At 62.5% G+C, this 22,973-nt stretch carries 7 protein-coding genes; 3 read left to right on the top strand and 4 right to left on the bottom strand.

Annotated elements, in window-relative coordinates; translation table 11 throughout:
• Positions 1 to 85 precede the first annotated feature (85 nt).
• The 4 genes from AB7Z56_RS31135 to AB7Z56_RS31120 form a co-directional block, all read right to left on the bottom strand.
• Positions 86 to 1,855: a carbamoyltransferase family protein gene (locus AB7Z56_RS31135; protein WP_231144456.1), complete on the bottom strand. Its 1,770-nt coding sequence runs from the start codon at positions 1,853 to 1,855 to the stop codon at positions 86 to 88.
• A 159-nt stretch (positions 1,856 to 2,014) separates the two neighbouring features.
• Positions 2,015 to 4,210, bottom strand: coding sequence for a glycoside hydrolase family 55 protein (locus tag AB7Z56_RS31130; protein ID WP_231144457.1), 2,196 nt, complete (start codon positions 4,208 to 4,210; stop codon positions 2,015 to 2,017).
• A gap of 45 nt (positions 4,211 to 4,255) precedes the next feature.
• Positions 4,256 to 5,170 (bottom strand): glycosyltransferase family 2 protein, encoded by a 915-nt coding sequence (locus AB7Z56_RS31125; RefSeq protein ID WP_085402769.1) that lies wholly within the window; start codon positions 5,168 to 5,170, stop codon positions 4,256 to 4,258.
• Between the two features lie 50 nt (positions 5,171 to 5,220).
• Positions 5,221 to 6,150: a peptidylprolyl isomerase gene (locus AB7Z56_RS31120; protein WP_231144458.1), complete on the bottom strand. Its 930-nt coding sequence runs from the start codon at positions 6,148 to 6,150 to the stop codon at positions 5,221 to 5,223.
• Positions 6,151 to 6,696: 546 nt separating this feature from the next.
• Here AB7Z56_RS31120 and AB7Z56_RS31115 point away from each other — a divergent pair.
• The 3 genes from AB7Z56_RS31115 (at position 6,697) to AB7Z56_RS31105 (ending at position 22,972) form a co-directional block, all read left to right on the top strand.
• Entirely contained in the window at positions 6,697 to 8,199 is a 1,503-nt protein-coding gene (locus AB7Z56_RS31115) for a substrate-binding domain-containing protein (RefSeq protein ID WP_231144459.1), read from the top strand.
• Positions 8,200 to 8,416: 217 nt separating this feature from the next.
• A complete protein-coding gene (locus AB7Z56_RS31110; RefSeq protein WP_283018557.1) occupies positions 8,417 to 9,262 on the top strand; it encodes a hypothetical protein in 846 nt (281 codons plus the stop codon).
• Positions 9,263 to 9,595: 333 nt separating this feature from the next.
• Complete coding sequence (locus AB7Z56_RS31105; RefSeq protein ID WP_441256715.1) at positions 9,596 to 22,972, top strand: filamentous haemagglutinin family protein; 13,377 nt, start codon at positions 9,596 to 9,598, stop codon at positions 22,970 to 22,972.
• The last annotated feature ends 1 nt before the right edge of the window (position 22,973 follow it).

The following is a 22,973-nucleotide window of genomic DNA, read 5'->3' as shown; positions in this document are numbered from 1 at the left end:
CACGGCCGCGAAGGTTGGGCGTGAAGATCCTGATCCGAAGAACGAAAGGGGGGGCGCAACCGCCCCAATTCACGGCGTCAGCGGCCTACGCGTCCGACAACAGCTTGGCATGCTCGCCTTTCACAACCAGGTACCTGCCAAGGCAGATGGCGTCGAGACCGGTGCGAAGGAAGCAGCTCATGGCCTGTTCGGGTGTGTCGACGATCGGTTCGTTCTCATTGAAGCTGGTATTGAGCACGATCGGTATCCCGGACAGTTCGCCGAAGCTGTGGATCAAGTCGTAGTAGAGTGGATTGGTGTCCCGCGCGATGCTTTGCAGCCGTCCGGTGCCGTCGACATGGGTGATGGCGGGAAGTCTTTCCCGCCATTCCGGGCGAAGCTTGACGACATGCATCATGAAGGGACTGAACACATCCTGTTCAAAATAGGTCGATACCGCCGGCTGCAAGATGGTCGGAGCAAAGGGACGGAAGCCCTCCCTTCGCTTGATCTTGGCGTTGATCACATCCTTCATGTTGGCGCGGGTCGGGTCGGCGAGAATGGAGCGATTGCCAAGAGCGCGCGGGCCCCATTCGGATCGCCCCTGGTACCAGCCAACCACCAGCCCGGCGTGCAACAGGGATGCGACCGCCTTCGGAACGTTGCCGGGCGATAGTTCGCGCATGGGAGTTTTGGCCGATTCTGCTGCGCGCCGCATCGTCTCATCCGAGTGAGCCGGCCCCCAATAGGAATGCGTCATATGGAATCGTTCTCGTCCGCCCGCGACATTGTGCCATGTCCACAGGCCTGCACCGAGACACAGACCGTCATCCGATGAGGCCGGCTGCATATATGCCTGCTGGAAGGGCGTGTCGCGCAACAGGCGTGCGTTCATGACGCCGTTGAGTGCGCAACCTCCGGCATAAACGACCTGTTTGCTCGGGACCAGATCGTGCAGCTTGTTGAAGCAATGCACCGCCACTTCCTCGAAGCGGACCTGACAGGAGCGGGCGATGTCCTTGTCCCGTTGCGTCAGCTCCTCGCCGCGCTGGCGCGGTGAACCGAATTTCTCGATCCATTTGTCGGTGAACAAGCGCAACATTTCCACGTGATTTCGCTCGTCCATCTTTCCGCTTTCGCCGCCGCGGTGCATGCCAAAGAAGCCCTCGGCGAGCTTGAACCAGCCATCGGGCCGCGTTTGGACGAGTTCTCGCATCGTGTCCGCAAAGCTGTCGACGCCGTATGGCGCGAGACCCATGACCTTGTACTCTTCGCCATATTCGGCGAAGCCGATGAACTGACAGCATGCCGTGTAGAAGAAGCCCAGGCTGTTCGGCAGGTTGACGCGGTCGAGCACGTCGATCCGTGTCCCCTCGCAGCGCGCCGCCATCGCGCTGGTAAAATCGCCGCTGCCGTCATAGGAGAAACCGGCCGTCAGCCCATCGAACGGCGAGCAGTAGTACGAGCTCGCAATGTGGGACAGATGATGCTCCACGTTGACGACTTTGGCCTTGACCATGTCCGGGGCCTGCCCGGACGCCTCGGCGACCTGCTCGCTGATGCTCAGCTCGTCCTTGGCCCGCCGGATATGCTCAAGCGCCGCTTTGCCGCCCGAAAGCGGATTGCGCAATACATACGAGACCTGGGCCGCGCGATTCTGCGACGGATCGCGCGCGACCGCGATGAAATCCAGATCCTTCGACGATATGCCGCCCATGGCAAGAACCGATTGGATCGCCTGCAGCGGGAAGGACGGGTCATGCTTGATGCGTTTGCCGAAGCGCTCCTCGGCCGAAGCTGCGACCACCTTGCCATCGATGATGAGCGCCGCGGAGGCATCGGGATGGTTGAGGTTGAGGCCGAGAATTGCGGTCATCGGTACAGTCTTTCAGGTTGTGAAGCGGCTGCCGGAGAGGAATTCCGTTCGGCCACAGCGGGAGATCGCAGCCAGAGCAGAGGTTTAACTAACAACGGAACTTATCATTACCGTGACCGATCGAGAGGGAGCGCGAGGCGGGGGCGTTAGCTCGCAGCGCTATTTCTGGATACGCCGTTCTTCGACGTTCCTTCGGCTGAGCCACCACGCGACGCCGCGATCAATCATCAGACCGACCCGTGATGGCCCCATGGTGTTTCCTTCGACGACCACGTCGCGGACGCCGGGCGAGGTCGCGGCAAAGCCTTTGATTTCGATGTGAGCGTCCTGATCGAGGCGATTGCCTCGAACGATCACCGCCTGCACCATCGGCGGCCGACCCGGAGCCTTTGCGGTCTGGTTCGCCTGGACGAGAATTGAAGCCTCATTGGAGAAAATGCTCCGTTCGGGCCCGGCCCGGTAGACGTTTCCCTCGAGTATGTGATTGTCGAGGATCTGAATCCGCCAGCCGGGTTGGAAACTGTCGTAGGACAGTCCGAAGACGGCAAAACCGCTGGTCCTGTTGGATCGATTGCCGGAGATGACATGTCCCAGCGCCGTCCCGTACGTCTGCGCGGCGACGCCCGTGTCTTCGAAGTCATTATCGATGATCAGATAGTTCTGCTGCGCCTGGGTAATTGTGATCTCCGAATTCGAGTCCAGCGCCACCTCGAGCGGTCGATCGAGCACCACCGACAAGTCGGACGGCTTTTTCTCGAATGCTTTGACCCTGGCGTATTGGCCGGCACCGCGCCCGTTGACCACCATGACGGCGGCGCCGGTCCAGTCCGTGCCGGCCGGATACGGATTGGCTGCATCCAGCAGCGACAACCGATCCGGACCAGTGCTGTTCGCGTGTCCGAAATAGAATCCGCCTGGCCCGTCCGACGTCATGGCTTCCCGATCCCAGCCATAAATGGCCTTGAACGTGTTGCCGCCGACGAAGATGTTCTCGGATGCGCTGACCCATTTTGACAGCGTCGATATTCCGCCGCCAGTTCCCTGGAGGTCGGCGGCAGTCACCGTATTGCCTTCAAATATGACCTGACGCGATCCCACGATCGAGTAGGAGCCATAGCGGCCGTTGGTCAGGATATTGCGGGCCACAATCGCGTTGGTTGCCTTGAAGAGGCGAAGCGAATGTCCGGATCCGAGAATGTCGCAATCGGATACTTCGATCCTGTTTCCGCTCAATCGAATGGTGTCGGGAGATCCATCGGGATAGATCCGGCGGAAGTCGTTCATTTGCTGCAGGGTGGCTTCAGCCTCCATGAGACCCCGGAAGGCCGAACCGCGAATGCGAACATGTCGGATGGCGATATCGGCCGCGTCAGGAATAGGGGCGTCGCCGAACTGAAAGCCCCCCGCGATGATGTGCGGGTGGTTCGATGCGTAGATTGTCAGGTCTTCGACCGAGAACTGCGACCTTCCCTGTATCAGTGCGGCCGGAAGCGTTGCCAGACTAGGCCAGACCAGGTTGACCAGATCGATGCGTTCCCCCTGCAATTTGACGCGAGGTGGAATGGCGATCATGTCCGAGATCAGATAGCGCCCGCGCGGAAAGTACACGGTCCCGCCTCCGGCCTGGCTCGCAGCTTCGATGGCGGCCTTGACGGCGCGAGTACAATCAAACTTGCCGTCGCCGTTAGCGCCATACGCCCGTACATCGAAGGATTGCACCGCGTTCGCCTCGGGAGAGCGCACGACGATGCTGCCCACGTCGACCCATTCGGTGTCGCCGCCGTCTCCGTTGGAGAGGCGCAACCGGTAGCGGCCGGGTGAAACCTGATCAGGGATGCGAAACGCACCGCGCCACAGGTCGCCTTTGGTCAGAACGGCTTTCGTCGGTGCGCTCCCGGCATCGGGCAGCATCAACAATTGTGCACGGCTTGCCTGGCGAACGATATTGCGACCGAACACCTGGAGCCAGCCCGACGGCGAGACCTCGTCGCCGAGGTTTCCCTGCGTCCAATAGATTGTTGGCAGGTTGATGCGGCCGCTGAGAGTGCCTTGGGCATGGGTCAGGCTGAAGCGATAGATCCCGGGTGTGAACTGCTCCGGGATCGTGAATTTAAGGGAGAGGGGATTGGCCTGCAGAATCGGAACGGAGGTTTCCTGTCCGCTCTCGCGGGAGGGGCCGTCGCCAATTCGGTCAACCGTCACAGATGTAATCTTGTCGAGCTCGGCGCCGGTGACGAGCACGGTTTCGTCCGGACCGACAGGATCGTTGAACCAGAACATCGCGGACTGTGCGGTTGCCTCCGCCATCCAAAGCAACTGGAATAGGGCAACCATGGCCGCGACACTACGCGTCATGGACCGTGCCCATTGAAATCATTTTGGCTTTCGAGCGCATGTTGATCAGAGCTCGATGACGAGGCCGGTCAGGCGTCGTAGCTCCGCGCGCATTTCCGCCGGATCTTTCAGATGAGAGATGGCGGCTTCCAGCTCTTCCACCTTTGCGCCGACAAGGAAGCGATACCAGAGACCCTGTAATCCGTGATAGACGAGGCCTTCCTTGCCGTCGAGAAAACCGAGCTGGAAAATCAGGCGAAACAGGAAATAGGCCGGCGCGCTGATTTGATAAGGGATACGGTTGTACAGCCGTTCCTTGATCCAGCGCTTGATGGCTGCCTGGCGCGAGCCTTCCTCCGATATCAGATCGACATCGCGCCCGAACAGGCGGTGACGCTCGTTGATCACATCGATTGCCTCGCGTGTGGCGTATTTGTTGTGCTTGTCGGTGAAGAACGTCAGATCGTTGAGATTGTGATCGGCGAACCCGCCATCGAATGTAACGGTCTGGCCGCCCCACAGAATCATGTGCTCGTCCATCCAGCGGTCTTCGATGCGGCCGTGGCCGCGTCGCCAGATCCGCAGGAGGAGGAGCGGGTAGCGGCCACCATGGCGAATCCAGCGACCAAGGAAGATGTGCTTGCGCTTGAGGTTGATCCCGACGACCTCGTTGCTCAGGCGCGGCAGTTCATCGCGAATTCTGGCGCCGAGATCGGCTTCGATGATTTCGTCGGCATCGAGCCGCATGATCCACGAGGCGGTGATCGGGGCATTCTCGAGCGCCCACTGAAACTGCTTCGCGTAGTTGACGAATCGGTTCTGCAATACGGTTGCGCCTTGAGCGCGCGCCAACTCGACCGTTCGATCGCTTGAGAAGCTGTCGACAACAAAAACCTCGGTTGCAATTTTGGCAACCGAGGCGAGAGCCCGCAAGATGTGGCGCTCTTCGTTGTGCGTCAGGATGATGACGGCAAGGCCCATAGCTTACTCACTGCCGGGATATCGCGGGATTGGCAGGCAGGGCAGGGGCGCTACCTGACTTTGGCGCCTTCCTTGTCCGCTTTATGAATCTGGTCCATGCGCACGATCTTCGCCTCGGCGCGCACTTTATCCACGAGCTCGATCTGCGCTGCAGAGGCGACCATCGCGGCCAGGCGATCACGGATCTTGTCGTAGTCGGCCGGTTTACGTGGACGCGTATCCTCGAGTTTGAGGATATGCCAGCCAACTGCAGTCTTGAACGGCTGCGAAACCTCGCCCTTTTTCAGCTTGATCGCCACGTCGGCGTATTCCTTGCCCATTTCGCCGCGCTGCCGCCAATCGTAGTCGCCGCCCCTCGCTTTGGTGACGGGGTCCTCGGACACTTCGGCGACGACGACTGTGAAGTCCTCGCCCTTGTTGATCCTGTCCATCGCCGCCTTGGCCTTTTGTTCGGCCGCCTTGACCGCGGCATCGTCCGCGGGCGGAGCGATCATGAAGACAAGGTGGCGCAGATGCAGCTCGGGCTCGGTTGTCACCCCATTGAGCACGACCTCCTGATATGCCTTGCGCATTGCCTCCTCGCTCACCGCCTGCTGACCAACGACAGTCAGAAGATGATTGGTGAGGCCCTGATTGCGCGCGAAAATGGCGCGGCGCTGAAGATCGGCCGGGTCTTCTATGTGTCGATCGGTCGCCACCTTCGCGAGCAGCACGGCGTCGGTCACCATCTTCAGAAGGGTTTCGCGCCTCTCGATGGGGTCTTGAACCAGCAGATTTCGGCCGATGACTTCGTCCGCCAGTTCCAGATCGCTCTCATGGATCGGGCTTCCGTTGACGACGGCGACAACGGGATCGGCCGACGGCGATTGGCCAAATGCCGGTGCTCCGGCGCCGAGCATGACGGCCAGCCAGACGGTAGCTAAGCCGGCGCGTGCCGTCATTGCGCGGTAAGGCATGCGGAAACCGGGCAGAGCGTTCATTTCGTGGATCCTTCTTGCTTGCTGGTCTTATCCGCGCAGCACTCACACAATGGCGAACGATATTGTTGTGATACGAGGCATCATGTGCGGCGCGGCCGGATTGCCGGGGTGCCTTTTAACGATGCGACATTAACGGTGATGTGATGTCGACAAGACAGGTCTGTGAAAGCACGCAGGCATTTGCTCACAGCACGTCGTAAAGAGATGATCGTCGAATAGGGCGGGTCGATTGCGCCGCGGATGTTCGCGCTTCAAGCTTCGGGATACGTGCGAGGCGTCCGATCCGACGGCGTCCACATATTTTACGATGCGATTTGATGCGTGGATAACATTTGGTGCGGGCGAGAATTCCATGCTTCTGCTCGTGAAATTATGAGCTTGTCGCCGGATCGGCACGAAGATCGATCTCATTGTAGATGAGATGAGTATCATAATTCACAAAACAACAATCAAAGTCTCACATACCGCCGATAGCGTCCGCCTCGCTCCGGGGCCCGGCTGCTGATCGTAGCAGGCTTGGGGTATCCAAACAGGGAGACTGAGGTTATGCGAAACTTGAAGACTTTACTCTTGGGATCGGTTGCGTTCGCTGCGATGGGCGTTGCTTCCGAATCTGCTCAGGCGCAGTCGGTTGCGTTTGGCGCGGGCGCGACGTTCCCGCAGGTTGTCTATCGGCAGTTGATGGACTGCATCTACACCCAGGCGCAGGGCAGCCCCGGCAAGCCGGGTCCGATGGCCAAGGCTGCGAGCTGCGGTAGCTTCAACACCAGCGGCATCGGCGGCGCGATTCTCTATGCCGGTACCGGTTCGGGCAACGGCAAGACCGTGCTGCGCACCAACGACAAGACCCAGATCGGAACGCCTTCCTCTTCCGCTCCCGCCTACACCAGCAGCAACTTCGGCATCAACAACATCTCCGACTATGATGGCGTGCAGTTCATCGGCAGCGACGACGTCGTCAACGCCGCCGACATGACCGCCTGGAACACGGGCGGCGCCAGCAGCGCGCAGTCGAAGTTCGGCAATCTCATCCAGATTCCGGCGGTCATCGGCGCCGTTGCGTTTGGATTGAACGGCAAGGATGGTGCCGGCGCTACCCTGAACATTCTGCCGGCGACCCCGGCTGGCGGCAGCAGCGGCCTCAACCTGTCGCGTAACGCGTTCTGCGGCATCGCGTCGGGCCACATCACCAAGTGGAACAACGCGATCCTGACCACGCTCAACGGTGGCACGCTCGGCACCGGCAACATCACCTTCGTGCATCGTCAGGACGGCAGCGGCACCACCTTCCTGCTCTCCAACGCGCTGGTTGAGCAGTGCCGTTATGAGTTCGGACCGAACAGCGAGAGCGATGCGACCGTCGTGTCGTACGCTTTCCCCTGGACCGATCGTTCGCAGGCCTGCACCACTCCGCTGCTCGCGCGCGGTGCGAACCAGCTGAACTGGCCGGATCAGTTCCCGACCGACCAGTGCGGCAACGCCGTGACCAGCCCCGGCACGTTCGCCAACGCCTCGGGCAGCGGCGCCCTCGTCACCCTCGTCACCTCGACGAACGGTGCGATCGGCTACGCCTCCCAGGACTTCTGGCTGCCCGTCAAGGCCGGTGGCCTGAAGACCGCCAACCTCCAGTCGCAGTGGGACATCACCGGCGCGACCGGCAAGTTCCAGCCGCCGACCTTCCAGGGTGCGCAGAAGGCGATGGCGACCGCCATCCCGCAGTTCGACAGCGTCAGCCGTGCGAACCCGCTGACCTGGAGCTTGCAGGGTGTCAATCCGAATCCGGTGGTTTCCGGTTCGTATCCGATCTCCGGCTTCTCCTGGTTCGAAATGTATCAGTGCTACCAGACGCACTCGAACAGCAACAACGCGTTCATCTGGTTCAAGACCTTCCTCGACTACGTTTACGGCAGCGGGTCGGCTTTGATCATGAACGACAACGGCTTCGCTCAGGTTCCGGCTGTCTGGCAGGGCGAAATCTACACGCTCCTCAACGACCCGACCAACGGTGTGGGCGGCAGCGGCTGCACCGGCAAGGTCGGCGCTTACTGATCGCTATCAGGTCTCAGCCTGATCGACGATCGACAACACTTTGCACCCGGCTCGCCGGGTGCATTTTTTTGAAGCGCGCCCGGCTTTGATCCAACATCGTGCCCCAGTAGATGTGATGGCGGCGGACGATAGGGCGCGCGCGCATTGATGCTGACATGCCCTGCGATCTCGCGGACCGGCCTGGGACATCGGTTCCCTGCTCGCAAATGTCACATGATTGATATTCATGACGGTTATCGCTCGGGTCCGATCAGGGACGGTCAGTGCCATGTCGACGCGCCTATACATTGCTTTGCTCGCTGGCATCCTTGCCGGGGGAAGCGTCCAGGCGTTCGCCGTCAGCGCGCCAGGTTCGATGGATTCTCCGTCCGCCGAGTCGCGCGATGATCTGTTTGCCACGAAGCCGACCGGCCCGGCCCCAGCTCCCGCCGTCGTGCCGGCGCCCGCGATTGTCGAACGGCCGCCGGCGCCTCCGCCGGCACAACGCGCGCTCAGCGACAACCCGCTGTGGGCTATCCCGCTCGGGCGTTTGACAGCCGGCCGCGAGCGGCCGCTGTTTGCGCCCACGCGACGGCCGCCTGCGCCCGCACCGGTTGCCATGCCGGCGCCCGTGCAGGTAGCTCCGCCGCCGCCGGCCGAACCCGAGAGGCCGCAGCTTTCTCTGCTCGGCACCATCGTCGGCAGCGAAAAGATCGGCTTGTTCATTGATTCCGCCAGCAAGTCCGTGGTCCGGCTGAAAGCGGGCGAAAACCACAAAGGATGGACCCTTCGGGCGGTCGAGCGGCGCCAGGTGGAGTTCGCGAGGGGACTCGATATTACCGTGCTGGACATCCCGTCGCCCGACATGAAGGCCGGCGCGGTTCCGGGCGGGCCAGTGCTTGCAGGGCCGCCGCCCGTTCCGGTCGCCATGCCGGTCCCGCCTCCGCGAGGTGGGCCAACCCCGGCTTCCGACGTCCACCCTGGCGCCAGCAAGAACCTGACGATCAACAAGAGTGCGCAGCCGGCAAATTTCAAGCTGCCGCCGGGTCTGCTTAGCCCGTTTGCCAACCAGGGCCAGCGCTAGGGCAGCTCAATCTCATCATGCTTTAGGGCCATTCTGGCCGGGCCGCCGCAGCCCGCATCGACGCGATAACGCGCTGATAACAAGCAATAACATAATTAATCGCACGCTTTCCTGCTGAAATTGAAGCGATTTTGCCGCACCTCGGCCGGAGGAACGCGATGTCGCGGATGCACATAGTGCTTCAATGCTACAAATCTGACATATGAATGTTAGTAAACGAAAAGTAAATGCGAGGCGCGAATGCGCCTGCATCAGCGGCGTGCTCGACTGGAACTTGCAATCAGAAAGTGCCGCAGCGTGCCCCATCGCGATATCCTTGTTTCTCCCCCCGGGATGCGGCGTGCGTTTGAGCGGACGCTGCTTTGTGGCGTCAGCCTGCTGGCGCTGTCGGTCGCGGGCGGTTTCGGCCATGCACGCAGCCTCACGCCGGGCGCCAGCACGGTGGTGCCGACGGCGGCCGCACAGCAGGCGGCGATTTTGGCCGCGCAGCAGGCTGCCGGCGCGGCGACCCAGGCCCAGACCTCGCTTGCCCGTGCGGCAGCAGCGCTTGCCGCCGCGCGCAAGCTCCAGTCGGATGCTGCCGCCGCCGCCCAGGCCGCTGCGTCGTCCGTCCCGAATGGATTGAGCCCGGGCGGATTGATGCCGTTCGGCGGCACCGCGGGCGATCCATTGGCGGGCATCAAGGCCGATGCCTCCAAATGGCTCGGCGCGAATTTGCCGAAGCAGACGACGAGCGGCTCGAAGGTCTCGGTCGATATCCAGCAGACCCAGAAGAAGAGCATTCTTTACTGGGACACGTTCAACGTCGGCGCCAACACCACGGTCAATTTCAGGCAGTCCGCGTCCGACTGGATTGCGCTGAACCGGGTGCAGGATCCCAGCGCCTCGCCGAGCCGCATTCTTGGCCAGATCAATGCCATCGGCGGCGTCTACCTGATCAACCGCAACGGCATCATCTTCGGCGCGGGCTCACAGGTCAACGTTCACACGCTGATCGCGTCCAGCCTCGATGTCGGCAAGCTCGGCAGCGATCTGGCGACGCGCGACCAGTTTTTTCTCAACAACGGCATCGCCGATCTCAACTCGTTCTCGATCTATGACAAGGACGGCGGCGCGGCGACCAAGCTGATCGCCGGCGACATCAAGGTCGAGCGCGGCGCGTCCATCACCGGCAATATCCTCTCAGACCAGGTTTCGCTTGGCTCGCCCGGCTCGGTCTATCTGTTCGGCGCCAACGTCTACAATTCCGGCTCGATCACCACGCCCGGTGGGGAGGTCGCCATGGTGGCGGCGCGAACGATCGATGTCGTTCCGAACGGCTATTCGGCGCTGCCGGACAGTGTACTGGGCAAGGATGACAAGGGTAACACCATCAAATTCCGCGGCACCGAATTCAGGCTGTCGCAGTTTGCGTCGTCGTACTACGACGTAGCGGGAGATCCATCGAAACCCTTTGGCTATCCAACTGGTGCTGCGGGCACTTATCTGGCTGGCACTGGTGCAGTCAAACATGACGGTGTGATCGACGCTTCTCGCGGCATCTTGGTGATGAATGGCGATACCGTTGCGATCGGAAATCCCACAGATGCGAGCGGTCACGCTCTGGCCGACAGCGCCGGAAGACTGATCCAGGGCGTGATCTCGGTCGATACAAGTATCGACCGCAACAGCTTCGTGCTTCTCCGCGCGGCGACCAGCGTCACCATGAACGGCGTGATCTCGAGCCTTCCGGTCGACGACGGCGCGGCGGGACTGGCGAGCACGCAGAGCTTCGCGCCGGCCTATATCGAGATGTCGGCGCAAACCAACGTCACGGTCGGATCGAACGGGCTGATCTCGGCGCCATCGGCGCAGGTCTCGCTCAACGCGAAGCTCTTTCCGACGGGCGACGTACCAAACCTTTTCCAGCAGGGCAGGGTCGGCACGAGCGGAGGCAACGAAGGCGGCGTCCTTTCCAACTCGAACGCTGCGCAGAGCGTCCTGCTTTCGCCGGGTGCAACGGTCGACGTCGCCGGGCTCCAGAACGTCGAGCTGCCGGCGAGCTACAACATCATCTCGTTCCAGCCGCGCGCCGAGTTCGCCGACATGCCCTTGCAGCGCAACGGCGCGCTGTACGGCCAGACGATGTATATCGACATCCGCAACACCGGCACCCGCAGCGACGGCACCACGTGGGTGGGAACGCCGCTCGCGGACGCCAGCGGCTATGTCGCCAAGGTCCCGCGCAGCATCTACCAGCTGATGACCGTCGGCGGCAGCGTGTCTCTCGCGACGGACCTCTCCACCAGCAACGGTGCTGCCAGCGTCAAGACCGACGGCTCGATCATGAATGTCGCGGGCGGCAGCGTGAAGTTCCTGCCCGGCATGGTGAACACGACGCGCCTGATCGGCAGCGACGGCCGCATCTACAGCATGACCAACGCCGACCCGAACATGACCTATCTCGGGATCGCGGGCCAGTTCATCGTCAAGCATGCGCGCTGGGGCGTCACGGAAACCTGGTCCACGCCAACCCAGATCTATTCGGCAGGCTTCACCGAGGGGCATGACGCCGGACGCGTAAGCGTCGTGACCGTCAATCCGGCGCTGCTCGGGACGATGTATTTCGGCTCGACAGCCGGCGAGCGGCAGATCAGCGGCGGGCAGTTGCCGTTGCAGGGCTCACTCGAGCTGACGACACCGTCGAGCGTGCAGATCGGCGCGACGGCATCGGCCAATTACACAACGCAAAGCACCTATACGACGAATCTGTCGGCCGACATCCTGTCGGGTTACGGCCTCAGCTCGCTGAAGGTGACGGCGAACGATTTCGTGTTGTCGGATGGCAGCATGCTCAATCTCGCGGCCGGCGGCAGCCTTTCCGTCACGGCGGGTGGTGCGATCGATATCGCTGGAACGGTTTCGGCGGCAGGGGGAAGCGTCAGCCTATCAACGGATCGTGTCTCGGTTGGAGGCAAATTCAGTTCTTTGTTCAAGGCCCCAACCGATCAATCGGGTCACGCGATCGCCGCGAACATTTTCGTCGAGGGCACGATCGATGTCAGCGGTCGATTTGTAAACGATATCGGAAGAGTGGCGGGAGTTGACGCGGCTGGTCCCGCCTTCACCAATGGCGGCACAGTTTCGATTACCACAACCAAGGACAGCACAGCTGTCGTAGATGGCTACCTGGACGCGACCGGAAGCATCTTGTTAGCAAACGGTAGCGTCCTTGATGTATCCAGTGGTGGTTACATCTCGCCGCAGGGCAAGGCCAAGACCGCAGCCAATGGCGTGATGGCTGGCAAGGCAGGCAGCATTTCGCTCGCCCTGTACTCGGGTGGACAGTGGGAGGATATCAATGGCCCACATCATCCAACGCCAAATCTAGCGAAGCCGGCTGTCATCGGGCTCGACGGCACCCTGCGTGGCTATGGCTTCGAGAGCAACGGGAGCCTGAGGGTTGCCGCGGTCGGCACCATCCGGATCGAGGATAGTCAGACGTCGTCGATCCGCATCGGCGGCAAAGCGAGCACGCTGCCTGTCTCGTTGCTGACGGGCGGCGGCTTCGGCTCCTACATCATCGAGACGGTGAGCGACGACTGGTCCGGCGCGGACGCCCAGATCATCGTCTCGGCCGGGACCAGCCTGACCCTTCAGCAGAAGAACCTGGCGAGTCTCGCCGACTACACAGCGACGCCGACCGGGACCAAGCTCGGCCAGCAGCCCGCGCCGCAACTGGCACTGCTTGCGGACGACCGGCGCAAGCCGGTCGATCTCACGCTCAGGGCCGACAAAATCAAGCTCGATACGGGTTCGAAGATCATCACCGATCCCAAGGCGAGCATCACGATGGCTGCGGTCACAAAAGATCGCAGCGGGTCGACATCTACCAGTCCAAAGCCAAGCACTCCGGATTGGAGCGTCCCAGCGCAGTCCGTCGAGCTGCGTGGCACGATCATCGACCATGGCGGCTCCGTCTTCATCAACTCGCTGGCGACGCATCTTTCGTCTGACGCGAAGATCGACCTGTCCGGGACATTCGTCGCCAATTCCCTGTTCGGGACGGTCAACGGTCCAAGGACGAGCGGTAGCTACATCGCTGGCGGTACGTTCGCGGTGGAAGGTGGAGCGATTACTACGGTCAACACCTACACAGACCCGACAGATACCAACAAGAACAAGTTCTATTTCGCTTATGGCGCTCCTGGCTCCGCCGGCACCCCGCAGCAAAGCTACCTCGTCGCCGATGCCGGCGCGGTGGTCGACGTCTCCGGCGCGGCCGGCAACATCCAGGTGGCAGGCGCGCGCGGCGCGACTACGTCGCAATGGTCCTGGAGCGACGCCGGCACGGTGAGCGCAGACGTCAGCGGATTTTCCTGGGGCGGCAGCTTCGCCGCGGCCGGTGGCCGTTATGTCGCCGGCGATGGCACGGTGCATGCTGACGCGCGCGCCAATGGCGGGACCATCCTGCTCGGAGGCGGCAACATATTCCTGCAGCAGGGCGCCGCCGGCGTCATTAGCGCGCCGACGACGCTCACCGTTTCGGCCGATCAGCTCGCGCCGTTTGACAACGTCTATCTCTACGCCGCCGCGGCGCAGGGCGGCGCCGCGCGCATCTTCACCGATGTGCCCGGCACCACCTACGGCGACAGCGATCCGTCATGGAAAGCGCTCACGATTTCCAGTTCGCTGAACTGGACCGTAACCAGCCGTCTGCACATTGCGGCAGGTGACATCGAGGCGCCGGGATCCGGCTCGATCGATGCACGCATTGCGGCGCCCTATGTCGTGCTCACCGGCTTCTCCAGTATTAAGCCGGTGGCCGGCACCAGCACGTTGACGGTGAATGCACAGACGATCGATCTGGAGAGTGGAAGACCGTCCAATTTCAAACCGGGTGACGCTCAGCCGGGCCTCGACTTCTCGGGCTTCGGCCAGATCAACCTGATTGCGAGCGGCGACCTCCGCCTCGGCACGCTCAAGGTTGTGAACGGTCTCAAGACCAATGGAAACGACACCAGCGCGACGGCGGAGCAGTCGAGTTTCACCGGCAAGCTGGTCTCGGCCGGCGATCTCCTGCTCTCCGCCCAGCGAATCTATCCGGTCTCCGCCGTTAACTTCACGATCGAGACGCCGGGGAACGTAAAGTTCGCCGCGCCCGCCAACAGCTACACCGGGATTCCGCTATCGGCCGGCGGCGGCATCACCGTGTATGCCGGGACCATCGAGCAAGCGGGCAATCTGTTCGCGCCGCTCGGCAAGATCGCGCTCGGCAATACCGACAGCGCAGTGTCCAAGATCATCACGCAGTCGGTGGTGCTGGAGGCCGGGAGCCTCACCTCGGTGTCGCTGGCCGACACGACCGTTCCCTATGGTGCGACGTCCGACGGCACCAACTGGTACTACAACGCCAATCTCAATCCGCTGGCGCAACCGCCGTCGAAGGGTTTGATCCTGGCCGGATCGAACGTAACGCGCGCCGACGGTTCGACGATCGACCTGCGTGGCGGCGGCGATATCCAGGCCATGGAGTGGATTGCGGGCAAGGGCGGCTCGCGCGATAGCCTGACCACGACGCCTTCCGGCCAGACCGTCTACGCGCTGTTGCCGTCGCAGACCGATCCGATCGCTGCGTATGACATCCATTTTGCGACCGCGCGCAGTGCCGATGCGGGCAAGACCGTCACCGCCGGCGACGCGATCCCGCTGGCCGGCACCCAGATCACGATCGACGGCGGCAACGGCATCCCGGCGGGGACCTATACGCTTTATCCGGCGCACTATGCGACGCTGCCGGGCGCTATGCGTGTCGTCGTCTATTCCAGCGACAACACCGGCAAGAACATTGCCACGGGAACCAAACTGCCTGATGGCACCGTTCTGGTGACCGGTCATTACACGCAGTCGACCGCGCCCGGAAAGCAGTCGTCCGGCCAGACGGTGTTCGCGGTGCAGACAAGCTCGGTCTGGCAGCAATACAGCGAGTACAGCTTCAACGGCGCCAACGCCTATTATGCCCAACTGGCGGCCAAGAACAATGTCACGGCGCCGCGGCTGCCGATGGATGCGGGCCGGCTGTCGATCTCCGCGCTCCAGTCGATCGTGATGAACGGCGTTGCGCGGACGCTGCCGGGACAGGACAGAAACGGCAACACCGGCCGCGGCAGCGAGCTGGACATAAGCGCGCCCAAGCTCGCGGTGGTCGGCCATGCCGGGTACGTCAACAACGACATTCCGGCCGGCTATGTCGGCCTCGACGTTGCCCAGCTCAACGACTTCGAGAGCATTCTGATCGGCGGCAGCCGCAGCGACTTCGCAACGGGCACGCTGATCACGCCGACGGCCAGCAATGTCGTCGTGGATACGCGCGGCGAGACGTTCAGCGCGCCGGAGATCCTGCTTGTCGCCCAGCAGGTCGGCCAATGGCAGGAAGTCACGCAATCGGTGACGGTCGGATCGCAGTCCGTCCTGCTGGATCTTCCGGTCTATGTCCCGGAGGCCGGTAGCGGCACGGTGACCATCAATACCGGCAGCATCATCAAAACTACGGGTGTCGTTCATGCCGGGCTCGGGCGCCATTACGTCGTTGCTGCGGACGGGCAGGCGCCTGTCACGGCCCAGAGCCTCGCCGCGGCTTTAGGCGGGACGCTCTCTGGAACGGAGATCGTGGGTGCCGATCTTGCAAAACTCCTCGATCCCACGAGCCCCGCGCGGCTGGCTCTCGGTTATTACGCGAACGGCGGTGCGCAACAGCCGGGGCGCGGCGCCTTGTTCGTGGCGAGCAACGACCCGACGCTGCAACTGACGGGGCCGACTGCGACCGGAGTTTCGGCGCCAGCATTCACGATCAAATTCAAGGATGTCGCGACCGCAACGGCCGTGCTGCCGGCCGGGCCGGTGACCGGAAGCCTGACATTGGCGGGCGGTGACACCAGCAACAGCGGGAAGGTGGCGATCGCCGACGGCGTCAAGATCTCGACCAACACGCTGACGCTGCAAGCCACCGCCTCCAACAACGCGATCGCCATCAATACAACGGACCTGCACGCCAATCTGGTCAACCTGATCGCGCCGACCATCGGCGTCGGAGCGGCCTCGGCGGTTGCCGGCAAGAGCCTGGTGCTGCCGGCCAACAGCACCCAGTTCGCCGACGTGCAGACACTGGCCCTGCGCGCGCTGTCTGGTCCGGTTACGGTGTATGGCGATTTCAATTCCGGTGCGCGCAGTCTGTCGTTGGACGCCACCGGCATCGCGCTCGGCAGCGAGGTGCTCAATCCCGGCACCAGCCTGAATCTGCGCGCCGGAACGGTGCTGGCGTTTTCCTCCTCGGCGACGGTCGAGTTCAGCGTCGGCGTCACCGTCACATCCGCCGCAGGCGTCGCCACGACCTACGCCGCCAACACCCAGATCGCGCTCGATCCCAACAGCAAGGTCAGTGTCGCATCCACCGGCACGATGACCGTGGCGGGTTCGGGTGGCGCCACCCTGACACGCGACGGTCTGATCTCGGCGAGCAACAACATCACGCTCAAGAACACCGGGGCCAGCCCGCCCGTCAGCGCTCCGGCGGCGAACGGCAACAGCCTCGAACTGGCTGCAAAGGAAATCGACCTGGGCAGCGGCCGGGTCAATGGGAATGTCGTCAACGGCGACTTCACCATTGCCGGTTTCTCCAAGGTCAAATGGTCGGCCGACGACAGCGTGGTCGTCAAAGGCCCCGGCACGATGACGCTCGGCGCGAACGGCGACAAGACCGACCTCACCGTCAGCACGCCGCGCATTCTGGTCTCCGGCGCAACCGCGGGAACTCCTCAGGGTTTTGTCCTGACGGCGTCGGGCGATATCTCCATCGTCGATCCGGTGACGCGCGGCTCGGCCGCAACTGCGCCTGCCGACAGCGACGAGACCGGCGGCATTCTCACGGTCACGGCGTCGAACATTGCCGTCGGCAGCACCATTCAGGCGCAGGCCGGCACGATTACGCTCGGTGCGATCGCGGGGAACGTTACCCTCAATCCCGGCGCGTATATCTCGGCGCGCGGCTACAAGAAGACGCTGGTCGACGTCGACACCTATCTGTCAGGCGGCAAGGTCGTGCTGTATGCCGACATCGGGTCGAACGCCACGGGCGGAGGCCAGGTCATCACCGACGCCAGCAGCACCATCGACGTCGCGACGACGAGCGGTGGTCAAGGCTATGGCGGGACGATCGAGGTGGACGCGCTCCGCGGCGGCGCGATGCTCGCCGGCCGGCTGCTCGGCACCGGCGGTCCCGGCCTCGGCGGCCGGTTCAAGCTTGATACAGGCGGTGCGGCCGACCTGACGGCGCTTGCGGACATTCTGCTCGCCGGCGGCCTCACCGGCGCGATCGACATCCACACCCGCACCGGCAATCTCGAACTGGCGGCAGGGCACACGCTGAAGGCCAATAACATTACGCTTACGGCGGACGATCCGACCTGGATTCCCATCTTCCAGGAAAGGCAACTGGGTCAGGTCATCATCCGCGGCACGCTGGATGCCACCGGCTATGGCGGCAGCACGATCGACGGCACCGGGCAGGCCGGCGGAAAGGTCGCGCTCTACGGTGCCAATTCGGTGTTCCTGGCGAGCAGCGGCGTGATCGACGCCTCGACCACGCACGCCGACGAGCGTGGCGGCGACGTCACCATCGGAATCGGCTGGGACGCCAAGTCGAAAATCTGGCTGCAACAGGGTACGCAGATCAACGTCTCCGGCGGCACCAGGGGCGGCCTGAGCGGCGGCACCGTGACGTTCCGCGCCCCACTGGATGGCAACAACGACGTCAAGATTGCAGCGATCAGCAATGTCGCCAACCCGTCGGGCACGCACGGCACGAACTTCTACGCCGACGGCGACAAGACCTTCGACGCGCTTCCCGTGATCGATGCCACGAACAACGTCAACGACCGCTCAAAGGTCGGCATCGTCGGCGCGCGCTCGGTCGCCGTGAACGGCTTCATCGCGTTCGACACCACCGCTAGCAACCACGGCCTCGACGGATCAAGCCTTGGCTGGTTCGGCACGATCGATCCTGCCGGCTGGTACAAGTTGGACCCGAACGGGAATGTAATACTTGCGACGGATGGATCGTGGACCAACGTTTCCGGATGGCAGTTTTCGAGTGTCACCACGGCCAACGGCTTTACCAGCGTGGTCAGCGGCGATGTTTCAATTCCGAACAGCAATGGCGCAGTGCTCAAGAACTTCGTCATGGGGATATACAGTTTCACTGCCGCCGATAATCTCGGATACGCGCCAGGTCAGACGAATATTCCGGTCACGATCGATCCGCCGCCGGCGGGCGGCGTCGCCGCCCAGGGTTATGGGCAGGTCGATGCCAACGGGGTGCTGTTCGTCGTTATCACCAACCCGGGCAGCGGTTACACCAGTCCCTTGGCGAGCGTGAAGGTTGGGCCCAACGGCGTAGTCGTGCTACCGTCTGTCGGACGCTTTAGTGGCGTACCAAATTCCTTCCTCACGATTGTGTCTGCTGATGTGGTGCCCGGGAGCGGTGGCGCCAGCAGCGCCGTGCAACCGTCGGTCCAGGTGAGATTGGGCAACGGGAACGCCACCATAGGATTCTCGGCCGCGAACAATCTTTCCGGTACATCAAAGCGGAATCCGGACGGTACGATCACCTTTGTAGGTAAGACGAAGAACTTCATTCCATGGAGTTCAAGCGGGGTCTACGACACGTTTGACCCTGCCAACCAAGGCAAACCGGGTGTCGCGAGCTTTACCGGCGACACGAGCCCCGACCGAGTGTTCTTCGGCGATACGATCTCCCAGATCACCAAGGGGACGTGGAGCTATAACGGGCAGAGTTACGGCTTCACCAACCTGTTCACGCGCCTTGCTCCATTGGTCGACAGCCTCGGCGCGGACGTCGTGCACGTGCAGCCGGGCGTCGACCTGGTGAACTCCAAGGGCGACATCACCGTCAGCAGCAACTGGAATCTGGCTGCTGGTACGGTGGGTAACCTCGCAACCGACGGCGGCGTGACCTATTTCGATCCGGCATCGAGCTACGTGAACTTCACCTACCGTCTCGCGACACCCTGGGGCGGGCTCGACGCCGGCGTGCTGTCGCTGCGCGCTGCCGGAAACATCAACGTCAACGCCTCGATTTCCGACGGCTTCTTCCAGTTCGCGAACTATCTCGACAAGGGCTACACGGACAAGCTCGCGAACTATGCGACCAGCCGCTCGGTCGATCTCGGTTCGATCTATCTGAACGACTATACCACCGGCCAGCTGCCGATCGCGCCCTACAAGATCGGCGATAGCGGCAACGGCATCAGCCCGGCTTCGCAGGATCTCGCGAGTGCCGATCTGTTCCCGCACACATTGCTCGTCTGCACCGTCGATTGCAGCCAGGCGAACATCAAGACGGTGACGGCGCCGTCGTCCTGGGCTTACATCCTGACCGCCGGTTCCGATATCTCGAGCGCCAATCCGACCGGCAGGGTCCCCCTTGCGAACGGCAGGGGAGACGTCATCGTCGACAAGCACGGCAGCTATGGCCAGTTCCTGAAAGACGGCACCACCAAGGTCGATGTCAGCATTCCGACCATGATACGGACGGGCACTGGCAACATCACCATCTCGGCAGCCCAAGATGTGATCATGAGGGACGTCGCTGCGCCTGGCGTGATCTACGCGGCTGGCGTCAATACCGCGACCTATGCCAATCCCTACAGCTTGCAGGCCTCCGGCGTTGTCGTGACCAATCCGGACGGCTTCTTCGAGCCCCGCGTGCTGGGATATGGCAACGCGGCTTTCGCGGCCGGAGCCACTGAGCTCTATTACGGACCGCCAACTGCGGCGGCCTTCCCCGAAAAGGGCGGTGACGTCGTCGTCGACGCGCAGCGCGATGTCGTGGGCGGCACCAAGGTGATCGCAACAAAGGATGAGAACGGCAACACGGTCTACAAGAAGGTGCCTCAGTACTATCAGCCTTGGCTGCTATCCAATTCCGCTGTGACGCCCAGCGCCGGCGCTTCGATCCTCGGTGCCGGTGTCTTCGCGCCGGTTGGAACGCAGATCGCCTCGCAAACCGCGTGGTGGATCCAGTATGGCAGCTTCCAGCAGGGCTTCCTGAGCGCAGGCGGAAATGTGAGCGTTCTCGCCGGGCGCAATATGCTCGATGTGTCGGTGTCGGCTCCGACGACTGGGCGCGTCACCGGCGGCCTGTCGGCGAACAGCACGCCCGTGACCCATCTCTACGGCAGCGGCAACATGGTCGTGCGCGCCGGCGGCGACATCCGGGGCGGCTCGTTCTACGAGGGATCCGGCCACGCCAGCATCGTCGCGGGCGGCGACATCGGCCAGAACGATTATGTCTACAAGTACGCGAACAGTACACTCAAGCTTCCGAACCTTCCGCTGCTTGCTGTCGATACCGGGCAGATCACGATGACGGCAAACGGCTCGATCGCGATGGCGGGTGTTGTCAACCCGGCTGCCTTGCACGCCCAGCAACCGAGCAAGGCGAATCCCCTGGAGCTGAAGCCCGACCCGACGCTACCGCTGTATTTCGATGCCTACGGCTCCGCTAGCAAGGTTCGGTTGGTGGCGCAGTCGGGCGACGTGACGATCGCCATCGCGCCCACGACGATCGCCATCAATCCCGCCAACAGCCTGAATGTTCAGGCGGCTCCGGCGACTTATCCTGCGAGCTTCGAGGCCATCGCGTTGCAGGGCAATCTGATAACGACCGGGATCAGCAACATCCTGAATCAGAATGCTTCGGGTGCTTCGGCTGCGGTTCCAGCGCCGGGCATCGTGCTCAGCCCATCCGAGCACGGCACTTTCAATTTGTTGGCGCAGGGCAGCATCGACCTCACGTTCGGTTACCCGCAGACATCGACGTCGCAATCGATCTCACGCCCGCTTATTTCCGCCGGGCCGTCTCTGATCGACGCTGCGTTCGATCCGTTCCGTCCCAATAGCGGCAATGACGAGTCGTCCAGCCGTGCGATCCTTGCGCATGAGAACGATGTAGCCGACGGTTTCGACACGACCGCCCGCATTTACGCCGCGACCGGCGATATCAAGGCAACGGGAAGCTACGGCAAGAGGACCACCAGTTCGACTGAAAATGTCTATCAGCGCATCGAGATCAATCGCCCGACCAGCATCTATGCGGGGCGCGACATCGTCGATCTCAACATCATCGTGCAGAACATCCATACCAGCGACGTCAGCACGATCGCAGCCGGCCGGAACATCACTTACACCGGCTTTAACAATGGCGGTGGCTTGCAGGTGGCCGGACCCGGCTTCCTCGTGGTTCAGGCCGGCGGCGATATTGGCCCATTCCTCCCGGCGGCGTTTGACAATGCGACCCAGGCTCCGGTTCAGGAGGGCATTGTGTCGGTGGGCAATTCCAGCCCGACGCCGGTCGGAAACATCTATATTTCGGAAAAAACGGGAGGCGGTTCGGTCGGCATCTACAACCAGTCGCTGCTCGGCCCGGCGAATAATCCGCGGCGCAATGCGACGCTGACGGACGCTGCCGGCACCAAGCAGGGCGCCGACATCATCACGATGTTCGGCACCAAGTTCGGTGTCGATTACGCCGCCGTGGTGAATTCCTATATCGATCCGGCGAATGCCGGCAGCGTCAAACATAACTACATGTCCGAGCTGCGCTCCTTCTTGAGCCGGATCGGCAAGCCGGCAGGCGACAGTGACACCGATGCCAGCGTGTTCGCGGCCTTCCAGGCCTTGCCCGCTGACCTCCAGCACGTCTTTATCGACCAGGTATTCTTCGCCGAGCTCAAAGCCGTCGGCATCGGCCAGAAGGATGGCACGTCGTCGGACACGCAGCGCGGCTACCGCATGATCGAGACGATGTTCCCGGCGAGACTGGGCTACACGGCAAATGTGCTCGGCAGCGGAAGCAACGGCGCCAGCCAGCTGGTCAAGACTGGCGACATGAACCTGCTGCATGCCACGGTTCAGACCCAGCTCGGCGGCGATATCTCGATGTTCGGCCCGGGTGGCAATATCATCGTCGGCTCGCTTGCGGCCGAACCCAACTCGGCGCTGAAGCTGCGGGATATCGGCATCCTCACCCTGGGTGGCGGCGCGATCAACACCTTCACAGACCAAAGTGCGCTGGTGAATTCGAGCCGCGTGCTCACGACCCAGGGCGGCGACATCCTGATGTGGAGCTCCAACGGCAATCTCGACGCCGGCCGCGGCTCCAAGACGACCTTGTCGGCACCGGCGCTGCAGGTGCTGTATGATCAGGATGATTACCAGTCGATCGATCTTGGCGGCTTCGTGACCGGCGCGGGCATCGGCACGCTGCAGGCGTCGTCGCAAGCAGCCGCGTCCCAGCTTTATCTTCTCGCACCGCGCGGCACGATCGATTTCGGCACCGCCGGCGTGCGCGCCTCGGGCAGCGCAGTCTTCGTCGCACCCGTCATCGCCAACGCCAGCAATTTCCAGGTGCAGGGGAGCACGACCGGAATTCCGACCGTATCCGTTCCCAATATCGGCGCGCTCACGGCAGGCTCGAATACGGCCGGCGCGGCCGCCAAGTCGGCGGAAACGCCAACCGCAACCGGGGCCCGCAGACAGGGTTCGATCTTCATCGTCGAGGTGATCGGCTATGGCGGCGGCGACGGTCAGGATGACCAGGCGACCGACAAGAAGGAGTCCGATACGACGCCATCGGGGAACGACAAGCAGTGAT

Source organism: Bradyrhizobium sp. 482_C4_N1_8, assembly GCF_052075965.1.
GTDB lineage: Bacteria > Pseudomonadota > Alphaproteobacteria > Rhizobiales > Xanthobacteraceae > Bradyrhizobium > Bradyrhizobium barranii.
This window is presented reverse-complemented; position numbering and strand designations above follow the sequence as displayed.

What these genes read in the sequence shown, in the direction of transcription:
- AB7Z56_RS31115 (WP_231144459.1), top strand. Translation starts at nt 6,697, where the DNA reads ATGCGAAACTTGAAGACTTTACTCTTGGGATCGGTTGCGTTCGCTGCG.
- AB7Z56_RS31135 (WP_231144456.1), bottom strand. Translation starts at nt 1,855, where the DNA reads ATGACCGCAATTCTCGGCCTCAACCTCAACCATCCCGATGCCTCCGCG.
- AB7Z56_RS31125 (WP_085402769.1), bottom strand. Translation starts at nt 5,170, where the DNA reads ATGGGCCTTGCCGTCATCATCCTGACGCACAACGAAGAGCGCCACATC.
- AB7Z56_RS31120 (WP_231144458.1), bottom strand. Translation starts at nt 6,150, where the DNA reads ATGAACGCTCTGCCCGGTTTCCGCATGCCTTACCGCGCAATGACGGCA.
- AB7Z56_RS31130 (WP_231144457.1), bottom strand. Translation starts at nt 4,210, where the DNA reads ATGACGCGTAGTGTCGCGGCCATGGTTGCCCTATTCCAGTTGCTTTGG.
- AB7Z56_RS31105 (WP_441256715.1), top strand. Translation starts at nt 9,596, where the DNA reads ATGCGGCGTGCGTTTGAGCGGACGCTGCTTTGTGGCGTCAGCCTGCTG.